At 62.1% G+C, this 17,783-nt stretch carries 11 protein-coding genes and 2 pseudogenes; 10 read left to right on the top strand and 3 right to left on the bottom strand.

Translation table 11 applies throughout. The features are described from left to right. Positions 1 to 134 precede the first annotated feature (134 nt). Positions 135 to 962: a sulfite exporter TauE/SafE family protein gene (locus BW09_RS09620; protein WP_223847963.1), complete on the top strand. Its 828-nt coding sequence runs from the start codon at positions 135 to 137 to the stop codon at positions 960 to 962. A 289-nt stretch (positions 963 to 1,251) separates the two neighbouring features. Here BW09_RS09620 and BW09_RS09615 read toward each other — a convergent pair whose 3' ends face one another. Then, complete coding sequence (locus BW09_RS09615; RefSeq protein ID WP_140463533.1) at positions 1,252 to 3,327, bottom strand: sodium:proton antiporter; 2,076 nt, start codon at positions 3,325 to 3,327, stop codon at positions 1,252 to 1,254. 798 nt (positions 3,328 to 4,125) lie between these two features. On the opposite strand from BW09_RS09615, the pseudogene BW09_RS09610 reads away from it, so the two are divergent. The 3 genes and pseudogenes from BW09_RS09610 to BW09_RS09600 all read left to right on the top strand — a co-directional run. Beyond that, positions 4,126 to 4,338: pseudogene (locus BW09_RS09610) on the top strand (deaminase); the annotation flags it as partial. Between the two features lie 237 nt (positions 4,339 to 4,575). Next, positions 4,576 to 4,824 (top strand): annotated as a pseudogene (locus BW09_RS11330) (nucleoside deaminase); the annotation flags it as partial. Between the two features lie 497 nt (positions 4,825 to 5,321). Then, positions 5,322 to 7,682 (top strand): alpha-galactosidase, encoded by a 2,361-nt coding sequence (locus BW09_RS09600; RefSeq protein WP_140463531.1) that lies wholly within the window; start codon positions 5,322 to 5,324, stop codon positions 7,680 to 7,682. A gap of 50 nt (positions 7,683 to 7,732) precedes the next feature. Here the strand turns inward: BW09_RS09600 and BW09_RS09595 are convergent, their stop codons facing one another. Then, on the bottom strand, positions 7,733 to 8,941 hold the full coding sequence (locus BW09_RS09595; protein ID WP_140463529.1) for an ROK family protein: 1,209 nt from the start codon (positions 8,939 to 8,941) through the stop codon (positions 7,733 to 7,735). A 179-nt stretch (positions 8,942 to 9,120) separates the two neighbouring features. On the opposite strand from BW09_RS09595, the gene BW09_RS09590 reads away from it, so the two are divergent. From BW09_RS09590 to ilvA, 5 genes are all read left to right on the top strand, one after another. Continuing rightward, positions 9,121 to 10,407 (top strand): ABC transporter substrate-binding protein, encoded by a 1,287-nt coding sequence (locus BW09_RS09590; RefSeq protein WP_140463527.1) that lies wholly within the window; start codon positions 9,121 to 9,123, stop codon positions 10,405 to 10,407. 22 nt (positions 10,408 to 10,429) lie between these two features. Beyond that, positions 10,430 to 11,368 (top strand): carbohydrate ABC transporter permease, encoded by a 939-nt coding sequence (locus BW09_RS09585; protein ID WP_140463525.1) that lies wholly within the window; start codon positions 10,430 to 10,432, stop codon positions 11,366 to 11,368. Positions 11,369 to 11,389: 21 nt separating this feature from the next. Then, a complete protein-coding gene (locus tag BW09_RS09580) occupies positions 11,390 to 12,274 on the top strand; it encodes a carbohydrate ABC transporter permease (protein WP_140463523.1) in 885 nt (294 codons plus the stop codon). Positions 12,275 to 12,701: 427 nt separating this feature from the next. After that, entirely contained in the window at positions 12,702 to 14,522 is a 1,821-nt protein-coding gene (locus BW09_RS09575; protein ID WP_140463521.1) for an alpha-glucosidase, read from the top strand. A gap of 272 nt (positions 14,523 to 14,794) precedes the next feature. After that, the gene (gene ilvA, locus BW09_RS09570) at positions 14,795 to 16,060 is read left to right on the top strand and encodes a threonine ammonia-lyase (protein WP_140463519.1); all 1,266 of its coding nucleotides are present in this window, start codon (positions 14,795 to 14,797) and stop codon (positions 16,058 to 16,060) included. Between the two features lie 147 nt (positions 16,061 to 16,207). Here the strand turns inward: ilvA and BW09_RS09565 are convergent, their stop codons facing one another. Further along, the gene (locus BW09_RS09565; protein WP_140463517.1) at positions 16,208 to 16,969 is read right to left on the bottom strand and encodes a Sir2 family NAD-dependent protein deacetylase; all 762 of its coding nucleotides are present in this window, start codon (positions 16,967 to 16,969) and stop codon (positions 16,208 to 16,210) included. A 162-nt stretch (positions 16,970 to 17,131) separates the two neighbouring features. Here BW09_RS09565 and BW09_RS09560 point away from each other — a divergent pair, with 162 nt between their 5' ends. Continuing rightward, the gene (locus BW09_RS09560; protein WP_140463516.1) at positions 17,132 to 17,428 is read left to right on the top strand and encodes a hypothetical protein; all 297 of its coding nucleotides are present in this window, start codon (positions 17,132 to 17,134) and stop codon (positions 17,426 to 17,428) included. The last annotated feature ends 355 nt before the right edge of the window (positions 17,429 to 17,783 follow it).

Below are 17,783 nucleotides of genomic sequence, written 5' to 3'. Positions count from 1 at the left end.
CGTGCTGTGTCGCACCAATGCTGCGTCGGGTCCCAGGCTGGCTTCCGCGTCGGTGCCGCGAGTCTAGGCTGAATCGATTGCGCCAGACGGACATTGCGCCGCACGTACGTTGCCGCCGGTCATAGACTGGGGCCGTGAGCACAGGGGATAACGCAAGGGGTCTTGCAGACAGCATCGATCAGAATCATCTGGATGAATCGCCGCGCGGGCTGGCGATTATGGCCGTGGTGGGCGTGGCGGTCGGCATACTGTCCGGCATGTTCGGCATCGGCGGCGGTACGGTGATCGTACCGGCGCTGGTCTGGCTCGGCCTCACGCAGCGGCATGCGGCGGCCACCTCGATGATGGCAATCGTGCCCACGGCCGTATCCGGCGTGGTTTCCTATGCCGTGGGCGATGATGTGGATTGGATTGCCGCAGTCATCATTTTCGCCGGCATGTTCGTGGGCGGACAGATCGGGTCGTGGCTGCTGTCTAAACTGCCGGAGCTCGTGCTGCGATGGGCGTTCGTGCTGTTCCTGGTGTTCGTGATCGTGAACCAGGCCATGTCGAACCCCTCGCGTGATTCACGCATCGTGCTGAACGCGGCAACGGTTGCAGGACTAATCGCGTTTGGAGTGATTGCCGGCATCCTGGCCGGACTGCTGGGCATCGGCGGCGGGGCGATCTGTGTGCCGGCGCTGTCGATCATCTTCGGGGCGAGCGATCTCATCGCGCGTGGCACATCGTTGCTCGCCATGTTTCCGAACGCTATCACCACGTCCGTGGCCAATGCGCGTCGGCGTATGGTGCATATCAAAGCCGCTCTGATCATCGGAATCGTCGCCGCGCTGACCGCGCCCTTGGGCACGTGGATTGCCGAAGCCGTGACTCCGAGGACCGGTGCGATCCTGTTCACCGTCTACCTGTGTGTGCTGCTAGTGCGTTCGCTGTTCGTGGCGCTCAAAGCCGCCCGTCGCTGACCGAGAGAGCGGCTGCGCGTAGGCGAGGGGAGCGGCTGCGCCGCGACGGTGATGCAAGTTAGATGCCGGAATCGGCATCAACTGGTATGGTCTCGCCTTCGGCGAGGCTGGTTTCTGCGAGCCTACGGACAGTCCACTGGACTGTCCGTAGGCTCGCAGGATGCAGGTCTAGTGGTCTGTCTCGTAATTGTCTGAGTGGTGTTGGCCCCCTCTGACGAGGGGCTGTCAGCGAAGCTGACTGGGGGAGAGACAGGAGATGCACTGCTCAATTATTAGTTGAGACGGACCACTAGATGCCGGAATCGGCATCGACTTGCATCACATAAATGTTGCGGCGGAGTATTTTGGCTTGAGTCCGGCTGATGTCACCGGCTTCGAGCATGTCTTGGATCACCCGCAGTTCGATGCCGTAGCTTTCACGCTTGACCTCCTCGACCTGCCCGATGACCGCCGCCGAACCGCTCATGGTCGGTCGGGCCTTGAGCGAGGCCTCGGCCCGTCGATAATCGAGCAGCAGCGCGGAGCAATGCTCGGTGTTGTATGTGTCGCGTCCCATCTCATCCACCAGACGGTCGATCACATGATGGATCGCCTCGATCTGCAATGCGCGCGTGCGGGCGAATATCTGGTCCTCGCTCACCAGCGGCGCGGTGTGCCGGATCTTGGATATCGTGCGCTTGGCGACGTTGTTCACGCGACGCTGCAGCATGCGCGCACGGCCGCGGATCTGCGAAACCGTATGGCCATCCGTCTCGGAATCCACTGCGGTATGCCGCAGCGTGTTCATGATCTGATCGAGCATGCGCTCGCAAGCTTCCTCGTTCAGCTCCTGTGTGGCGGGATCGGGGTCCGGATGGGCCTTGATTGCATCCAATTGCTGATGGATGAACTGCTTCTCCCAATGCAACGCCTCGATCTGCAATTGCTCCAGACCTTGCGGGTCGGCGGTGCCGATGCGCTGCTTCAGCCTGCTGATGCGCTTGGTGTACAGGTCGATCACCATCAGAATCGCCCGACGGTTCTCGGGTGTGATGCGACCTGTCAGCTCCTCCACAGTAGCGCGCAATACATCTACGGTGATGGGAATCATTTCGGTGGCGGGATCCTTGCCGCGGTTCGGCGCGAGCAACGGAAGCAGGAAGTTCGCCAGCAGCAGGGTGAGTACGATGACGCCGGAGGCTATGAACATCAGCTCGTCGCGCATCGGGAAATCGGCGCCGCCAGCGATGGAGTACGGGATGGTGAACATCAACGAGAGCGTGATGGTGCCTTTCGGGCCGCCGAATGTCATCACTGCGGCCGAACGCCAGCGTTCGGGTGTCATGCGGCGGCGGTGGCCGGTATACATGTCGCGCGCGATGCGAAGCATGCCCGCCACCCAGGCGAAGCGCAGGACAATCACTATCGCAGTGACCAGCAGAATGATGCCGATCAGCACCAGATTGCTGATGCGCGGGTCGGACCAGCTGGTCATCATGGCGCCAGGCAGCTGCATTCCCAGCAGGATGAACACCGCGCCGTTGAGCGAGAAACTCAGCACTCCCCACACCGATGTCGACACGATGTTCGTGCGTGCCACATTCGGCCCCACACCGGTGCGGTCGAATCGGATGAACAGGCCGGCCGCCACCACGGCCAGAATGCCGGACACGTGGAATTCCTCGGCACCCAGATACAACAGGAACGGGAGGAACAGTTCCATGAGGATGCGTGTGGTGGTGGTCTCCCAGCCGAGCGATCGCACTGTTTCGAATACCCAATTGGCGATCACCGCCACCACGAGGCCGAACGCTGTGCCGCCGATGAACGACACCACAAACTCGCCAGCCGCCTCGCCGACCGCAAACTTGCCGGTGAAGGCCGCAGCCAGTGCGAACTGGAATCCGACGATGCCGGATGCGTCGTTGAACAGTGATTCGCCCTTGAGCACACCTCGTTGACGTTGTGTCAGCGACGCCTCCTTGCCAAGGGAGCTGACGGCCACTGCGTCCGTCGGTCCCAATGCCGCGCCCAAGGCCAGTGCGGACGCCAGCGATATCGCCGGCCAGACGGCGTGCAGGATGAATCCCACTGCCACCATCGTCGCGATCGCCAGGCCAATGGCGAGCGAAAGACTGAGTTTCAGGGTTTTCAGTAGCGCGGATTTATCGATTTCGTGCGCTTCGAGATACAGCAGCGGCGCGATGAACAGCACCATGAACAATTCAGGATTGAGCCTGGCGTTCGGGAAAAACGGCAGATACGCTACGAGCACGCCCAGCGCGATCTGCACCAGAGGTGTGGAGACTTTCGGGATGAAGCGACTGGCAAACGAACTGACCACTACGGCCGCGATAATGCACATGATAAGTTCGAATACCGCCATGATTGTCCTTTCTTCCCCGGGGCAAGTATATGGGAACCGTTAGGAAATCCGGTTACGCGGCATGGCCCGCCGTTTGCGATAAGCGCGTGCCGCGGATTGCGTGGGTTGGGTGTTTCGTCGGTTGGGCCGAGGTTCTGCTTCGCTGGGGTGTGTGAGCGGGGTGTTCAGCCGGTTGGGCCGCGGTTTCGCTCCGCTGGGGGTGTGTGAGCGGGGCGTTTCATCGGTTGGGCCGAGGGTTTGCCTCGCTGACGGGCTGTGAGCGGGGTGTTTCGTCGGTTGGGCCGTGGTTTCGCCTCGCTGGGGGTGTGTGAGCGGGGTGATTCGTTGGTCGGCTAGTGGTTTTGCCTCGCTGACGGGCTGTGGGTGGGGTGTTCTGTTGGTCGGACCGAGGGTTTGCCTCGCTGACGGGCTGTGAGCGGGGTGTGTTCCCGGTCGGTCCGAGGTTTCGCTCCGTTGACGGGTTTGTAGCGGGGTGTTCCGCCGGCTGGCTAGAGGTTCTGCCCCGTTGAGAATGAGACAGCGGAGCAAGCCGTCGGCTGGGCTGTGGTTTCGCTTTGCTGGGGGTGTGTGAGTGGGGTGTTTCTGTGGTTGGGCCGAGGTTTCGCCGCGCTGAGGTGGGTGAATACCGGGGGTGAGCGCATACAGAGGGTGAGCGAATACAGAGGGTGGATGAATACCGGGGGTAAGCGCATACAGGGGTGAATACAGGGCGTGACCGAATGTACAGCGCAGGCCCCGGCACTGTTTGCGCTGCGTATGCGTATGCGCATGACTGTGTTTGCTATGTAGACTCGCAGTATGGATCTGAAAGTGGCATATACGCAGGCGATGCGAGAGGCGCTGGCGCTGGCCCGGCAGGCTGCCGAGGCCGGCGACGTGCCGGTCGGCGCGGTGGTGCTGGATGCCGCCGGGCGGATAATCGGCCGAGGCTGCAACACGCGCGAGGCGCATGGCGACCCACTGGCTCATGCCGAGATTCTGGCGATGCGCGAGGCCGCGCAGACGCTGGCCAAGGCCGGTTCGGATACGCGCGACGCTGCGGAAGCTGCTGATATGGATGATTCTGATATGGATTCCTGCGGAGTCGATGCCGCTAAGCCGTATGCCACACATCGGCAGTCGAATTGTATGGCATGCCGAACGGTTTCGGATGATGGGATTGCGGCCTATGGGACTGCGGCCGAGCGTCCGCATAGTGGGGCACAGCGTCCGCACAGCGAGGCATACTGCGCTCGCGCTCGCGCCCACTCTTGGAATCTTGCCGACTGCACGTTGGTGGTTACGCTCGAGCCCTGCCCGATGTGTGCAGGTGCCTGCGTCCAAACGCATATCGGGTCGATTGTGTTCGGTGCGTGGGATGCCAAGCTTGGCGCATGCGGTTCGGTATGGGATATTCCGCGCGATCCACACGTCGGGCACGCTCCCGAGGTGTACGGCGGTGTTCTTGAAGGTGATTGTCAGGCCGTGCTGACCGACTTTTTCACCGCCCGTCGCTGACGTTCGACGTTCGGCGGTACTTGGTATGTCTTTCCTCGGGGTACAGGTGTGCCCGCCGTGTAGGGAAGGCCGCACGGTGTAGGGATGTGCTCACCATGTAGGGAACATCCCACCGTGTAGGGAAGCAAAATGGCTTTATTCTGCGGATTTGATTGTAAGGGCACTATTCGGTTCCCTACACCATGGGGAAGTCCCTACACCATGGGCGGGTTGAACGTGAATCACGGCGATTGGCGGACGGGCTCGCGGCATCACGTGACTGCGGTATTGCGTGGATTACGGCGGCACAGCACAGAAATACTTGCGTTGTGCAAGAAACACGCGGCGTCAAAGCAACATATTCGCCTGCGCCTACCATCGGAATCAGCGATACAACAGAAAACCGCTCGCTCGTGCTCTTGCTTGATGCGACACAGTCCTGCATATGCCGACTCATGCCGGCGCTGGCTGGGACCATCACTGCCGAGCCGGCCGACCAGTCAAAGGAGACCCCCATCATGTCCGATTCCCAAGCTCGCACATTCACCGGTGCAGCAGCCGACGGCACCCGACTTACCGCCGTCTACCTTGAACAGCAGGCCGCGCGCGCGGCCGTAGGCCTGGTATTCGCCGGCGATGAACTGCCGCGTATCGTGCACTGGGGCCGTCCTCTCGCCGATCCGGAGACACTGCTCGACTCGTATGATGCGTTGAAGCCGCAGCGCATCTCCGGCGGACTTGACGAAACCGTATGGCCCACCGTGCTGCCAACGCAGGCCGAAAGCTGGATCGGCGAGCCGCGTGTGGTACTGCGCCGCGCCGGCATCGAACTGTTCCCCAAGTTCACCGTAACCAATATCGCCGCTGATGGCGTGCTGCCCGCCACGTTGGACGCCTCGGGCGCTGACCAATATGCCGATGTGACCGGCCACTCCCGCGACACCGGTCCGGTCCGGGTACCTGGAGTCGTGGTGGATGCCGTCGATAAGGAGAACGGCATCGCCCTCGAATGGCGATTCGAGCTGCTGGACGGCGGCCTCGCCCGGCAGAAGGCCACGGTCACCAACCTTGGTGTGCCGGATTCCAATCCCTCGGCTGATTCCTCGGCTGAAGCCTCGACTGAGGCCGCAGCAAATGCCGCCGCCCCACTCGAGGTCGGCAAAATCGAGCTCGGCTTCCCGGTCCCCGAACTGGCCGGCGAAATCCTCACCACCACCGGTCATCATCTACACGAGCGCAGTCCGCAGCGCCAGCCGCTGACCGTCGGACGATTCGAGAAGCCCCAGCTCGCCGGCCGCCCCGACTTCGACGCCTCCCTGCTGCTCACCGCCGGCGTGCCCGGCTTCGGCTTCGAGCATGGCGAGGCATATTCCGTGCACGTGGGTTGGAGCGGCAACTCCGTGCTGTCCGTCGAACGCCTGCCGTACACGCAGGGCGTCATCGGCGGTGGCGAGGTCCTGCTCGGCGGCGAAGTGGCATTGGCTCCCCAGGGCGAAGGCGAGAGCTCGTATGAAACCCCGTGGCTGTTCGGCTCGTTCGGCGATGGCCTGAATGAGATCGCCGCACGATTCCACGCCTATGTGCGCTCCCGCCATCCGCGGCTGTTCGCCAAGGGTCGTCCGGTGATCCTCAACACGTGGGAAGCCGTGTACTTCGACCATAACTTCGATACGCTCAAGGCGCTCGCCGACAAGGCCGCAGCATCCGGCGTCGAACGATTCGTGGTGGATGACGGCTGGTTCGGGTCCCGCCGAGACGATACGTCGGGTCTGGGCGATTGGCGGATCTCCCAAGAGGTGTGGCCGGACGGTCCGAAGTCGCTCAAGGCGCTTGCCGACTATGTGCACGGCAAGGGCATGCAGTTCGGCCTGTGGTTCGAGCCGGAAATGGTGAATATCGATTCCGACGTGGTGCGCGCCCACCCGGACTGGATTCTTTCCCCCACGGCGGGCCGTCTGCCGATGCAGGGCCGTAGCCAGCAGGTGCTTGATCTCACCAATCCCGACGCATTCGCCTACGTGTTCGGCGCGATGGATTCGCTGGTGGGCGAGCTCGGTATCGACTACATCAAGTGGGACCATAACAAGCTCGTCACCGAGGCGGCTTCCCGCCGTTCGGGCCGCCCGGCCGTGCACGCGCAGACCTTGGCCGTCTATGAGATCTTCAAGGGATTGAAGCAGCGCCACTCCGGACTGGAGATTGAAAGCTGCTCGTCCGGAGGCGCCCGCGTCGACCTCGGTATTCTCGAATACGCCGATCGCATCTGGGTGTCCGACTGCGTTGACCCGGTGGAGCGCGCGGACATCCAGCGCTACACGTCGCTGCTGGTGCCGCCGGCCATGATGGGCGAGCATGTCGGAGCCAGCCCGGCGCATTCCACGCAACGCGCCACCAGCCAGGAGCTGCGCATGGCAATGGCGTTCTTCGGCCATATGGGCATCGAATGGAACCTGCTGAAGGAGCCGGAGGACGCGCTCGCCAAGTTGGCCGTATGGGTGGCCGAGTTCAAGAAGCACCGCGATTGGTTCGCCATCGACACCTGCGTGCACGCCGACGCCAACGACCCGGCTGTGCGACTCGACGGCATGGTGATGCCCAGCCGTGACGCCGCGATCTACCGCTTCACCCAGCTCACCACGGGTCAGACCTATCCGGCTGCGCCCGTGCGGCTGCCGGGTCTCGACCCCGACCGCACCTATCGCGTGAGCCCGCTCGACCCCAGCCTCGACCTGACCGGTCTGGCCAACGGCCAGAGCACGCTCGGCTGGTGGAACGAGGACGGTGTGGTCATGACCGGCGAGGCTTTGGACCGCTACGGCATCCGCCCGCCGTCCCTTCACCCCCAGCAGGCCGTCCTTCTGAAGGCAGTCGCTGAATAGGCCGCTGGGCTCCCCTCAGCCCGCCCTCCGCGCCAGTCCAGTCGCCCTAACTACCCGATGTGCTTCACGATCACACGGCTCGCGGCGGCCTTGGCCCACAGCTGCCAGTCGTGGTTCATAATGGTGAACTTCACCGGCTGGGCCTGGCTGTGCCGATAGAAGCGGATGCCGTCGCGCAGCGAATCGGTGCCCAGCTTGGCCAGGAACGCCGATTCTCCGGCGATCATCACATGCCCGGGCATCGCGATGTTCGCCACGGTGGCAACCAGTGCGCCCAGCCGGAAACAGGTGCGATTCACCAGCTGCGTGGCCTGCGGCACACGGGAGTGGGCGTCACGCGCGAAATCCTCGAACGTCACCGGACGGCCCACAATCGCGGAGTACTGTTCCGCGATGGAATCGTCGGTCAGGCACTGCGAGCAGCCGATATGGCCGCTGGTGCAGCGCGGCCCTTCCGGATCGACCAGCACATGCCCCACCAGCCCGTAACTTTTGTCCGGATAGGTCACCGGCTCGCCATGCACCGCCAGCGAATAGCCCACGCCCACGCCGATGGTGACCACGGCGAACATGTCCAGTCCCACGCCGGGGCCGAACCAGGAGGCGTCCACCAGCAACGAGTCGATATCGTTGAACACTCCGCACGGCAGCCCGGTGGCCTGCCCGACCATCGCCCCCAAGTCGACCGCGCTCTCCCAGTGCAGGAAGGGGGCGAACGTCACCGTCGAATCATCGACCACATGGCCGCCGACCGCCACGCCAACGGCAGTGGGGGAGGGCAGTCCGGCAGCCATCACGTCGTTTGCACACGCGGACACGAGCCGGGCGATCGCCTCGGTCACATATTCCGGTGACTGGTCCTCGCCGATGGGTGCCTCGTGACGCCCGGAGACCACCTCGCCATGCGCGTTCACCGCCGCGGACACGATGGACGTGCCATGCACCTTGACGCCCACGAATGTGCGTGCGTTCGAGCACAGGACGAGCGCCGTCTGCGGCCTGCCACGTCGGTCGGAGCTCTCCTTGGGCGTGAATCGCTCCGGCAGCTTGCCTGAGGCGCCGGAGACGGCCGGCATTTCCTCGATCACGCCCGCGTAGATGAGATCGCTGGTGATCCGGGACAACGCCCCCTGACTCAGCCCCAGCATCTGGGCCAGTGTGGTGCGTGCGATTGGCCCGTACTGGGCCACGGCCGCGGCCACCCGATGCGTATGCTCCGATCCGGAAAACCACTGCGGAATCGCATTGGAATCAGCCATCACGCCCCTTTGCGAAAGTATTAATTGCGTTAATCACAAAATACCGCGTTTTTAATTGCCAGCGCAAGCAGGCTCGCTGGCACTGGGAATGAAATGGGCGAAACGGTACCTTGGACACCGTGGAAAGAACCTACCGGCATAGGGGCCGGAGGTTGGAAGGAAAGATAAAGGAGTCACATATGCTGTCAGATTCCACCAACTCGACCAGACTGAAGCGTCTGGGCATGCGCGTAGCCGCAACGGCGTGCGCGCTCGCCGTGGGGCTTGGTCTGGCCGGCTGCGGTTCCAGCACCGCCGGCACCGTCACGCTGGACTTCTTCCAGTTCAAATCCGAGGCCGCCGATACCTTCAAGGGCATCATTCAGGACTTCGAGAAGCAGAACCCGACCATCAAGGTCAACATCAACAACTCCGCCAACGCCCAGACCGACCTGCGTACCCGTTTCGTGAAGAACCGCGTGCCGGACGTCATCACCTTCAACGGCGACATCAGCTTCGGCATGTTCGCCGCATCCGGCGTGTTCTACGACTTCACCAACGAGGACATCGTCAACGAGCTCAATCCGGGCATGGTCCAGATCGCCAAGAACCTGGTCCAGACCACCGATCCGGCCAAGAAGCGTCTGTACGGACTGCCGTTCGCCGGCAACGCCTCCGGATACATCTACAACAAGGACCTGTTCAAGCAGGTCGGCCTCGACCCGGAGAACCCACCCACCACCTGGACCGAGTTCACGAACATGCTCAACACGTTCAAGGACGCCGGCATCAATCCGATTCAAGGCACCGTGGCGGACGCATGGACCACGCAGGCCCCGCTCGCCTCGCTCGCCGGCACGCTCGTGCCCGAAACCAAGTACACCGAGCTGAAGCAGGGCAAGACCACATTCCAGGAGCTGTGGAAGACCACGGTCGAGAAGGAGGCCGAGCTCTTCACCTACTCCACCGCCGACACCGGCGTCACCTACCAGCAGGGCACGCAGAGCTTCGCCCAGGGCAAGGCCGCGATCATCCCGCTCGGTACCTACGCCATCCCGCAGATCCTGCTCATCAACAAGGACATCAACCTCGGCTTCGCGCAGATGCCGGCCTCCGATGACGCCGACGAGCAGATCCTCGCCGCCGGCGACGACGTGATGCTCACCATCGGCGCCAACACCAAGTACAAGGACGAGGCGATGAAGCTCGTCGAGTTCATGATGCAGAAGGAGCAGCTCGACGCCTACGCCGATGCCCAGTCCGCCATCACCCCGCTCAAGGACACGTACTTCGGCAACGAAGCGCTGGAGACCGTGCGCCCGTTCTTCAAGGAAAACCGTCTGGCCGACTTCTGCGACCACTACATTCCCTCGTCCATCAACATCGGCGGCTATCTGCAGACCATGGTGACCTCCGGGAACACCGACCGTTTCCTGAGCCAGATGCAGACCGAATGGGACAAGGTCCAGGCCAGGACCTTCGAGTGACGAGCAGGAGAGGAGAACAATAATGTCCAACGCAACCATCGGTCAGCCCGCATCGCACAAGGCCGCCAAGCCGGCCAAGAGGAAGGTGTCCACCTTCTCCAAGCGCAAGGTCGATCCCGCCTACTACTGGATGGCGGTCCCGGCGGCGATCATCTTCGCCTTCTTCCTGTACCTGCCGTTCCTTGACGGCGTGAAGTACTCCTTCACCAACTCCCAGGGCTACGGCGACTACAAGTTCATCGGCTTCAAGAACTACATCGCCCTGTTCCAGGACAACCGTGTGGGCCACGCCTACCTGTTCACGCTGCTCATCGCCATCGCCATCACGGTGCTCATCAACGTGATCGCCCTGTTCCTGTCGGTGCTGCTGAACTCGAAGATCGCCTTCAAGAACGGCTTCCGCGCCATCTTCTTCGTGCCCTACACCCTGTCCGTGCTGGTCATCGGCTACGTGTTCAAGTACATCTTCATGAACCCGCTGCCTGAGCTCGGCAAGGCGCTCGGCATCGAATGGCTGTCCACGTCGCTGCTGACCAACGAGCAGCTGAGCTGGATTCCGATTGTCTTCCTCGCCGTGTGGCAGGGCGTGGCCTACTCCGTGCTCATCTACCTCGCCGGCCTGCAGACCATCGACGACGAGATCTACGAGGCCGCCGCCATCGACGGCGTCAACGCATGGCAGAAGTTCTGGAAGATCACCTTCCCGCTCATCGGACCGTTCTTCACCATCAACCTCGTGCTGTCCATGAAGAACGCGCTCGGCACGTTCGATCAGGTCGTGGCCTTGACCGAAGGCGGGCCGAACTCCGCCACCGAGACGGTCACCTACCTCATCTGGAAGGGCGGCCTGACCGGCGGCGAATACGCCTACCAGACCGCGAACGCCGTGCTCTTCTTCATCGTGCTGGCGGTTATCGCCTTCATTCAGCTGCGCATCTCCCGCAGCCAGGAACAGATCTGATTTCGGGGAGAGGAAAGACCAATGACTACCGCAACTCTCGCTTCGCCGTCCAAGTCCGGCGCTTCCGCCAAGGCCGCACCCGTCAAGTACCGCAAGGACCGCAACATCAACTGGTGGCTGACCGCCGCCGTGGCCGTGCTGTCGTTGACGATTCTGGTGCCGCTCTACTTCACCATCGTCACCGCGCTGAAAACCCCGGCCGAGGCCGGCACGTTCGCCCTGCCCACCAGCTGGGAATGGCATAACTTCGCCGACGCCTCCGCCAAGGTGAACTACCCGAAGGCCGCGCTCAACTCGGCGATCATCACGGTCGTGGCCGTGGTGCTCACCCTGCTGACCAACACCTTCGTGGCCTACGCGGTGGCCCGCAACATGGACAAGCGGTTCTTCCGCTTCCTGTACTACTTCTTCATCGCCGCCATGTTCGTGCCGTTCCCGGTGGTCATGCTGCCGATCGCCAAGCAGATGGGCTCGTTGCATCTGGACAACCAGTTCGGCCTGATCATCCTGTACACCGTGCTCGGTCTGGGCACCAACCTGTTCATCGCCACCGGCTTCATCCGCTCGATTCCGGTATCGCTGGAGGAGGCGGCGCGCATCGACGGCGCGTCCACATGGCGTATCTTCTGGACCATCATCTTCCCGCTGATGAGCCCGATCAACGCCACCATCGCCATCCTGACCGCGCTGTGGGCCTGGAACGACTTCCTCCTGCCGTTGATCGTGCTTACCGACCAGTCGAACCAGACCATCCCGCTGGCCCAGTACGTGTTCAGCTCGCAGTTCGCCACCAACTACCCGATGGCCTTCTCCAGCTACCTCATGGCGATGGCCCCGATCCTCGTCGTCTACATCTTCGCCCAAAAGTGGGTCGTCGGTGGTGTGATGAGGGGCGCTGTGAAGTAATAGCAGCGCGAGGCGCTGCTATTACTTCACAGCGCCGAGCGGAATGAGCCGTAAAGCGGAGAGCCCAGTGGGCTCTCCGTAGGCTCAGGCGGCTGGCAGGCCGCGAATCCGCGAGGTAATACTGAGCCTCGCCGCAGGCGAGTTCGTAATTGCAGGGCGCCGTTAAATAAACAGTCCGGCGGTCTCTCCGTATGCTCCCCTCCTTGAGGGGAGCTGTCAGCGAAGCTGACTGAGGGGAGCCCCCTTCGTCGAGGGTTGTCCTCAGCGCAATGCCTCCGTACCGGTACTCCGCATAATTACTTTCCGCCACGCCTGACAAACAGCCCGATGGGAATGAAACCATCGGGCTGTTTCAATATCCGTATAGCCGAACCGGCAACAACGACGTTTGCATTGTTTGCAATGTTTGCATAGAAAGGCCCCCATCATGACGGAATTCAACCGACCGACTCTGCCCGATGCCATCCGTACCAACGGCGCGACCCCGAACCCGTGGTGGTCGAACGCAGTGGTCTACCAGATCTACCCGCGCTCCTTCCAGGACACCAACGGCGACGGATTCGGCGACCTCAAGGGCATCACCAGCCGCCTGGACTACCTCGCCGACCTCGGCGTGGACGTGCTGTGGCTCTCCCCGGTCTACAAGTCCCCGCAGGACGACAACGGCTACGACATCTCCGACTACCGGGACATCGACCCCCTGTTCGGCACGCTGGAAGACATGGACGAGCTGCTCGCCGAAGCCCACAAGCGCGGCCTGAAGATCGTGATGGACCTGGTCGTCAACCACACCTCCGACGAGCACGCCTGGTTCGAGGCATCCAAGAGCAAGGGCGACCCGCACGCGGACTGGTACTGGTGGCGTCCGGCCCGTCCGGGCCACGAGCCCGGCACGCCGGGAGCGGAGCCGAACCGGTGGGGCTCCTATTTCGGCGGCTCGGCGTGGGAGTATTGCCCGGAGCGCGGTGAATACTATTTCCACCAGTTCTCGAAGAAGCAGCCGGACCTCAACTGGGAGAACCCGGACGTGCGTCGCGCGGTGTACGACATGATGAACTGGTGGCTCGACCGTGGCGTTGACGGCTTCCGCATGGACGTGATCACGCTGATCTCCAAGCGCACGGACTCCGCAGGCCGTCTGCCGGGCGAATACGGCTCCGAGCTTGAAGATCTGCCCGTGGGCGAGGAAGGGTATTCCAACCCGAATCCGTTCTGTGCGGACGGCCCGCGCCAGGACGAGTTCCTCGCCGAAATGCGCCGCGAGGTGTTCGACGGGCGCGATGGCTTCCTCACGGTGGGCGAGGCGCCGGGCATCACCGCCAAGCGCAACGAGCACATCACCGATCCGGCCAACGGCGAGCTCGATATGCTGTTCCTCTTCGAGCATGTCGATTTCGACTGCGAAGGCGTCAAATGGAAGCCGCTGCCGCTGGATCTGCCGAAGCTCAAGTCCATCATGGCGGGATATCAGACCGCGGTGGCGGACGCGGGCTGGGCGAGCCTGTTCACCGGCAACCATGACCAGCCGCGCGTGGTGTCCCGCTGGGGAGATGATTCCAGTGAGGAGAACCGTGTGCGTTCCGCCAAGGCGCTGGGCCTCATGCTGCACATGCATCGCGGCACCCCGTACGTGTATCAGGGCGAGGAGCTCGGTATGACCGACGCCCACTTCACCCGCCTCGACCAGTATCGCGATCTCGAGTCTCTGAACGCCTATCGCCAGCGCGTCGAGGAAGCCAAGGTGCAGTCGCCGGAATCGATGATGGCCGGCATCGCCGCCCGTAGCCGTGACAACGCCCGTACCCCGATGCAGTGGGACGGCTCCGCTTACGCCGGATTCACCGCGCCGGATGCGACCAGCGAGCCGTGGATCGAGGTGAACTCGAACCATGCGGCGATCAACGTGGCCGGCGAATTCGACGATCCGGATTCCGTGTACGCGTTCTACAAGCAGCTCATCGCGTTGCGGCATGAACGCCCGGTTATCGCCGCCGGCGACTGGGAGCTGATTGACGCCGCCGACGAGCACGTGTACGCATTCACGCGCAGTCTGGGCAAGGAGCGTCTGCTCGTCGTGGTGAACATGTCCGGACGCACAGTCGATCTGCCGCACGATACCGCCGGGCTGGTGGCCATGGGCGTCGCCGAGCCGGACATCGTCATCACCAATTACAACGCCAGCCACTCGGTCGTCTCCCTCGCCAATGGCGAGCTCGACCCGTGGGAGGCTGTTGTCATCCAGCTGTAGTTCCGCTGCGCTCCTCGGAATATCGAGTCCGGAGGCCCTATCTGTCTTGAATGTGGTACTTCGGTGCTTTTTCGGAAAGCTATCTGCTTTGAGTGTGGTACCCAAACCAGCAAACGCCGAGTATAAACGTTGATATTGCAGTGTTCGTACTCGATACATTCTTAGTTGGGCACTACATTCAAGACAGATAGCTTTCCGAAAAGCCGCTAATGTACCTCACGCAAGCGAGATAGACGGGGCCTTTCGGCGCCTTGGTGCTTACAATACCCACTATGGAACAAAAGGAAGTGTTGAAAGCGCTGCAACGCGACCATGCAGCGGAACTCAAGCTCGCCGCCGAGCGACTCAAGGGCACCGCCCGTCACACGGAGATCATCCCTTCGCCGGCACTGAGTGAACTGACTGGCCATGAGATTCTTCTCAAGCCCGAAAACCTGCAGGTCACCGGCTCCTTCAAGATTCGCGGCGCCTACAACAAGATCGCCTCGCTCAGCGAAGAGCAGATCGCCCGCGGCATCGTCACCGCATCGGCAGGCAACCATGCGCAGGGCGTGGCGTACGCCGCCCGTGAGCGTGGCGCCAAGGCCACCATCTGCATGCCGACCATCACCCCGCCGCTCAAGGTGGATGCCACCAAGGCATATGGCGCCGACGTGGTGCTGTACGGCGATGTGTTCGATGAGGCGGCCGCCCACGCCGCTAAACTCGCCGAAACCGAAGGCATGATCTACGTGCCGCCGTTCGACGATTACGAGGTCATCTGCGGCCAGGGCACCATCGGCCTCGAGATCCTCGAGGACGTGCCGAACGTCACCGATGTGGTGGTGCCGCTTGGCGGTGGTGGTCTGGGCGCCGGCGTGGCGCTCGCCATCAAGACGTTCAAGCCGGAAGTTCGTGTGATCGGCGCGATTCCGGAGGGGTCGCCGGCGTGGAAGAACTCGTTCGCGGCGGGCCATGTCACCGAGGCTGACCAGGTGGTGACTTCCGCCGAAGGCGTGGCGGTCAAGCACCCGGGTGATTTGCCGTATGCGCTGCTCAACGAATTCCTCGACGATTTGGTCACTGTGACCGAGCGCGACATCAATGAGATGATTCTGCTCATGCTCGAAAAGCACAAGCTCGTGGTCGAGGCCGCCGGCGCGGTTTCGCTCGCCGCGCTTGAACACTTGAACCTGCGCTCCCGCAAGTTCGCTGCCGCGCAGGGTCCGCATGTGGTGGTGCCGATCATGTCCGGCGGCAATATCGATACGGTGACTATGGGCGCCGTGATCCAGAAGGGTATGATCGCCCGCGGTCGCATTATGAACTTTGAGGTCGAGCTGCCGGATACGCCGGGTCAGCTCGTCAAAGTGGCTACGCTGCTCGCCAAGGAGCGCGCCAACGTTATCGCGCTCGACCATGACCAGTTCAAGGCGTCCGGTCACTACACCAATGCTGTGTCGCTGGGCGTCACCGTAGAGACCAATGGCCCCGATCATATCGACCGTATTCTGGATGCGTTGAAGAAGGCCGGTTTCCAGCCCAAGCGCATCTATTAGGCGGTTCGTGCCTGTTAATCGGTAGCGCGTATTGAAAGGGCTCGTTGCAATGTCATCATTGCAGCGAGCCCTTTGATTGTTTATGGCTGCCTTACCGAATGCATGCGATGGCCTTCCGGATTCCGCCGCTCAGCATCTTCCGCAGCTTCAGCCCTCAGTCTCCGCCGCGATGGTCTCGTCGACCAGCTTGGGCAGGGCCACGGCGATGTCCTCGTGGATCAGACGCGTCGCGAGGCGGTCGTACTGCGTGGAGCCCATGTTCATGATCGTGATGGGCACGCCGGCCTGAGCTGCGACCGGCACGATGCTGGCGGCCGGGTACACCTCGAGTGTCGAGCCAATCACCCACAGCTCGTCGGCCTTGGTCGCGCGGTCATATGACTTCTCCATCGCGCCGTCCGGCAGCGCCTCGCCGAAATACACCACGTCGGTCTTGATGATGCCGTTGCAGGGCATGTCGCCGCGGTACTTGAGCGTGCGGTGGCAGTGCGGGTCCGGTTCCTCATCCAGTCGCGCCATGATGTCGGCGGTGTCGTACTGCTGGTGGCACTTCATGCAGTGCGAGGTGCCGATGGTGCCATGCAGGTTGACGATGAGGTCGGGCGAGTTGCCGGCCTTCTCGTGCAGCGCGTCGAAGTTCTGCGTGGCGAGCAGTGTGAGCAGCCCGGCCTTCTCCAGTTTGACCAGAGCCTTATGGGCCGCGCCCGGCTGCGCGTTCCACACGGGCGATTCCTTCTGCCAACGCCAGGAGTATTCGCGGTCCTCCTTGTTGTTCAGGAACAGGTCGATGTCGTAGACGCTGGTCTGCTCGGGGTGCTTGGTCCACACCCCGTCAGGCCCGCGGAAGTCAGGAATGCCGGCCGACGTAGAGATGCCGGCCCCGGTCAGTACAGCGATTTTCTTACTCATACCTACAGGTATACCCGCCCTCAATGAACAGTGGTTGACGGGATTGCATAGGCTTCTTCCAGCCGTGTGGAATCGAAGTCATGAAACGGTACGATCAGCATTGGTTGCAAGCTGTATCGCAACGAGGCGGTCGATATGCGCCAGAGTCGTTCAATGGGGTTCATGGCGCATCTGAAACGTCGCATACAAAACAACGATTTGAGAATGGGGGCGTCGAAAACCGTGGTGACGCTGCAGTTGCTCGGTGAGCAGCTGATTCCAACTGCGATAGGGCTGATGATGGCGTATGCCCTGCTATTCGTAGGAATACGTATGCAGCCGGTGCCGGACACATGGGCGATATTCCTGCTGGAGATGCGTGGGGTGGCTTGGATGTTGGCTGGCAGTGGCGTTGGAACGGTGTTCGGGGGCGGTATGATCCGGGAACGGAATCTGTTCAGCCTATTCAAAGCGCGTTAGCGGCTGGTGGATTGACGGTGAATTGATGGTGGGGAAGCGCGACACGCGCGCCGAATGGTGGATGTTGCCGTTTTGGGAGCTGTTCGCTGGGTTATTCTGGCCATAACAGGGCTCAGGAACCGTTTGGGAGGCCTTGTGCGACACGCCGAGGGAAGCGCGCTATGAAGCCGTTTCCTAGGGGTTTTGTGCGCCTTGATTTGCGTGGTTGTGGTTTGTCGTGTAAGTTATTCACCTGTTGCCGCTCAGCGCGGCGGGCTTCCTTCCTTGGGTTGGCTGCCTGCAGGTGTGGTGGTGGTTTGAGAACTCAAGAGCGTGTTTGTACTACTTTTTAGAGTCGTTTTTTGATTGCCAGTCT

Origin of the sequence: Bifidobacterium sp. UTCIF-1 (assembly GCF_006408915.1) — a bacterium.
Lineage (GTDB): Bacteria > Actinomycetota > Actinomycetes > Actinomycetales > Bifidobacteriaceae > Bifidobacterium > Bifidobacterium reuteri.
This window is presented reverse-complemented; position numbering and strand designations above follow the sequence as displayed.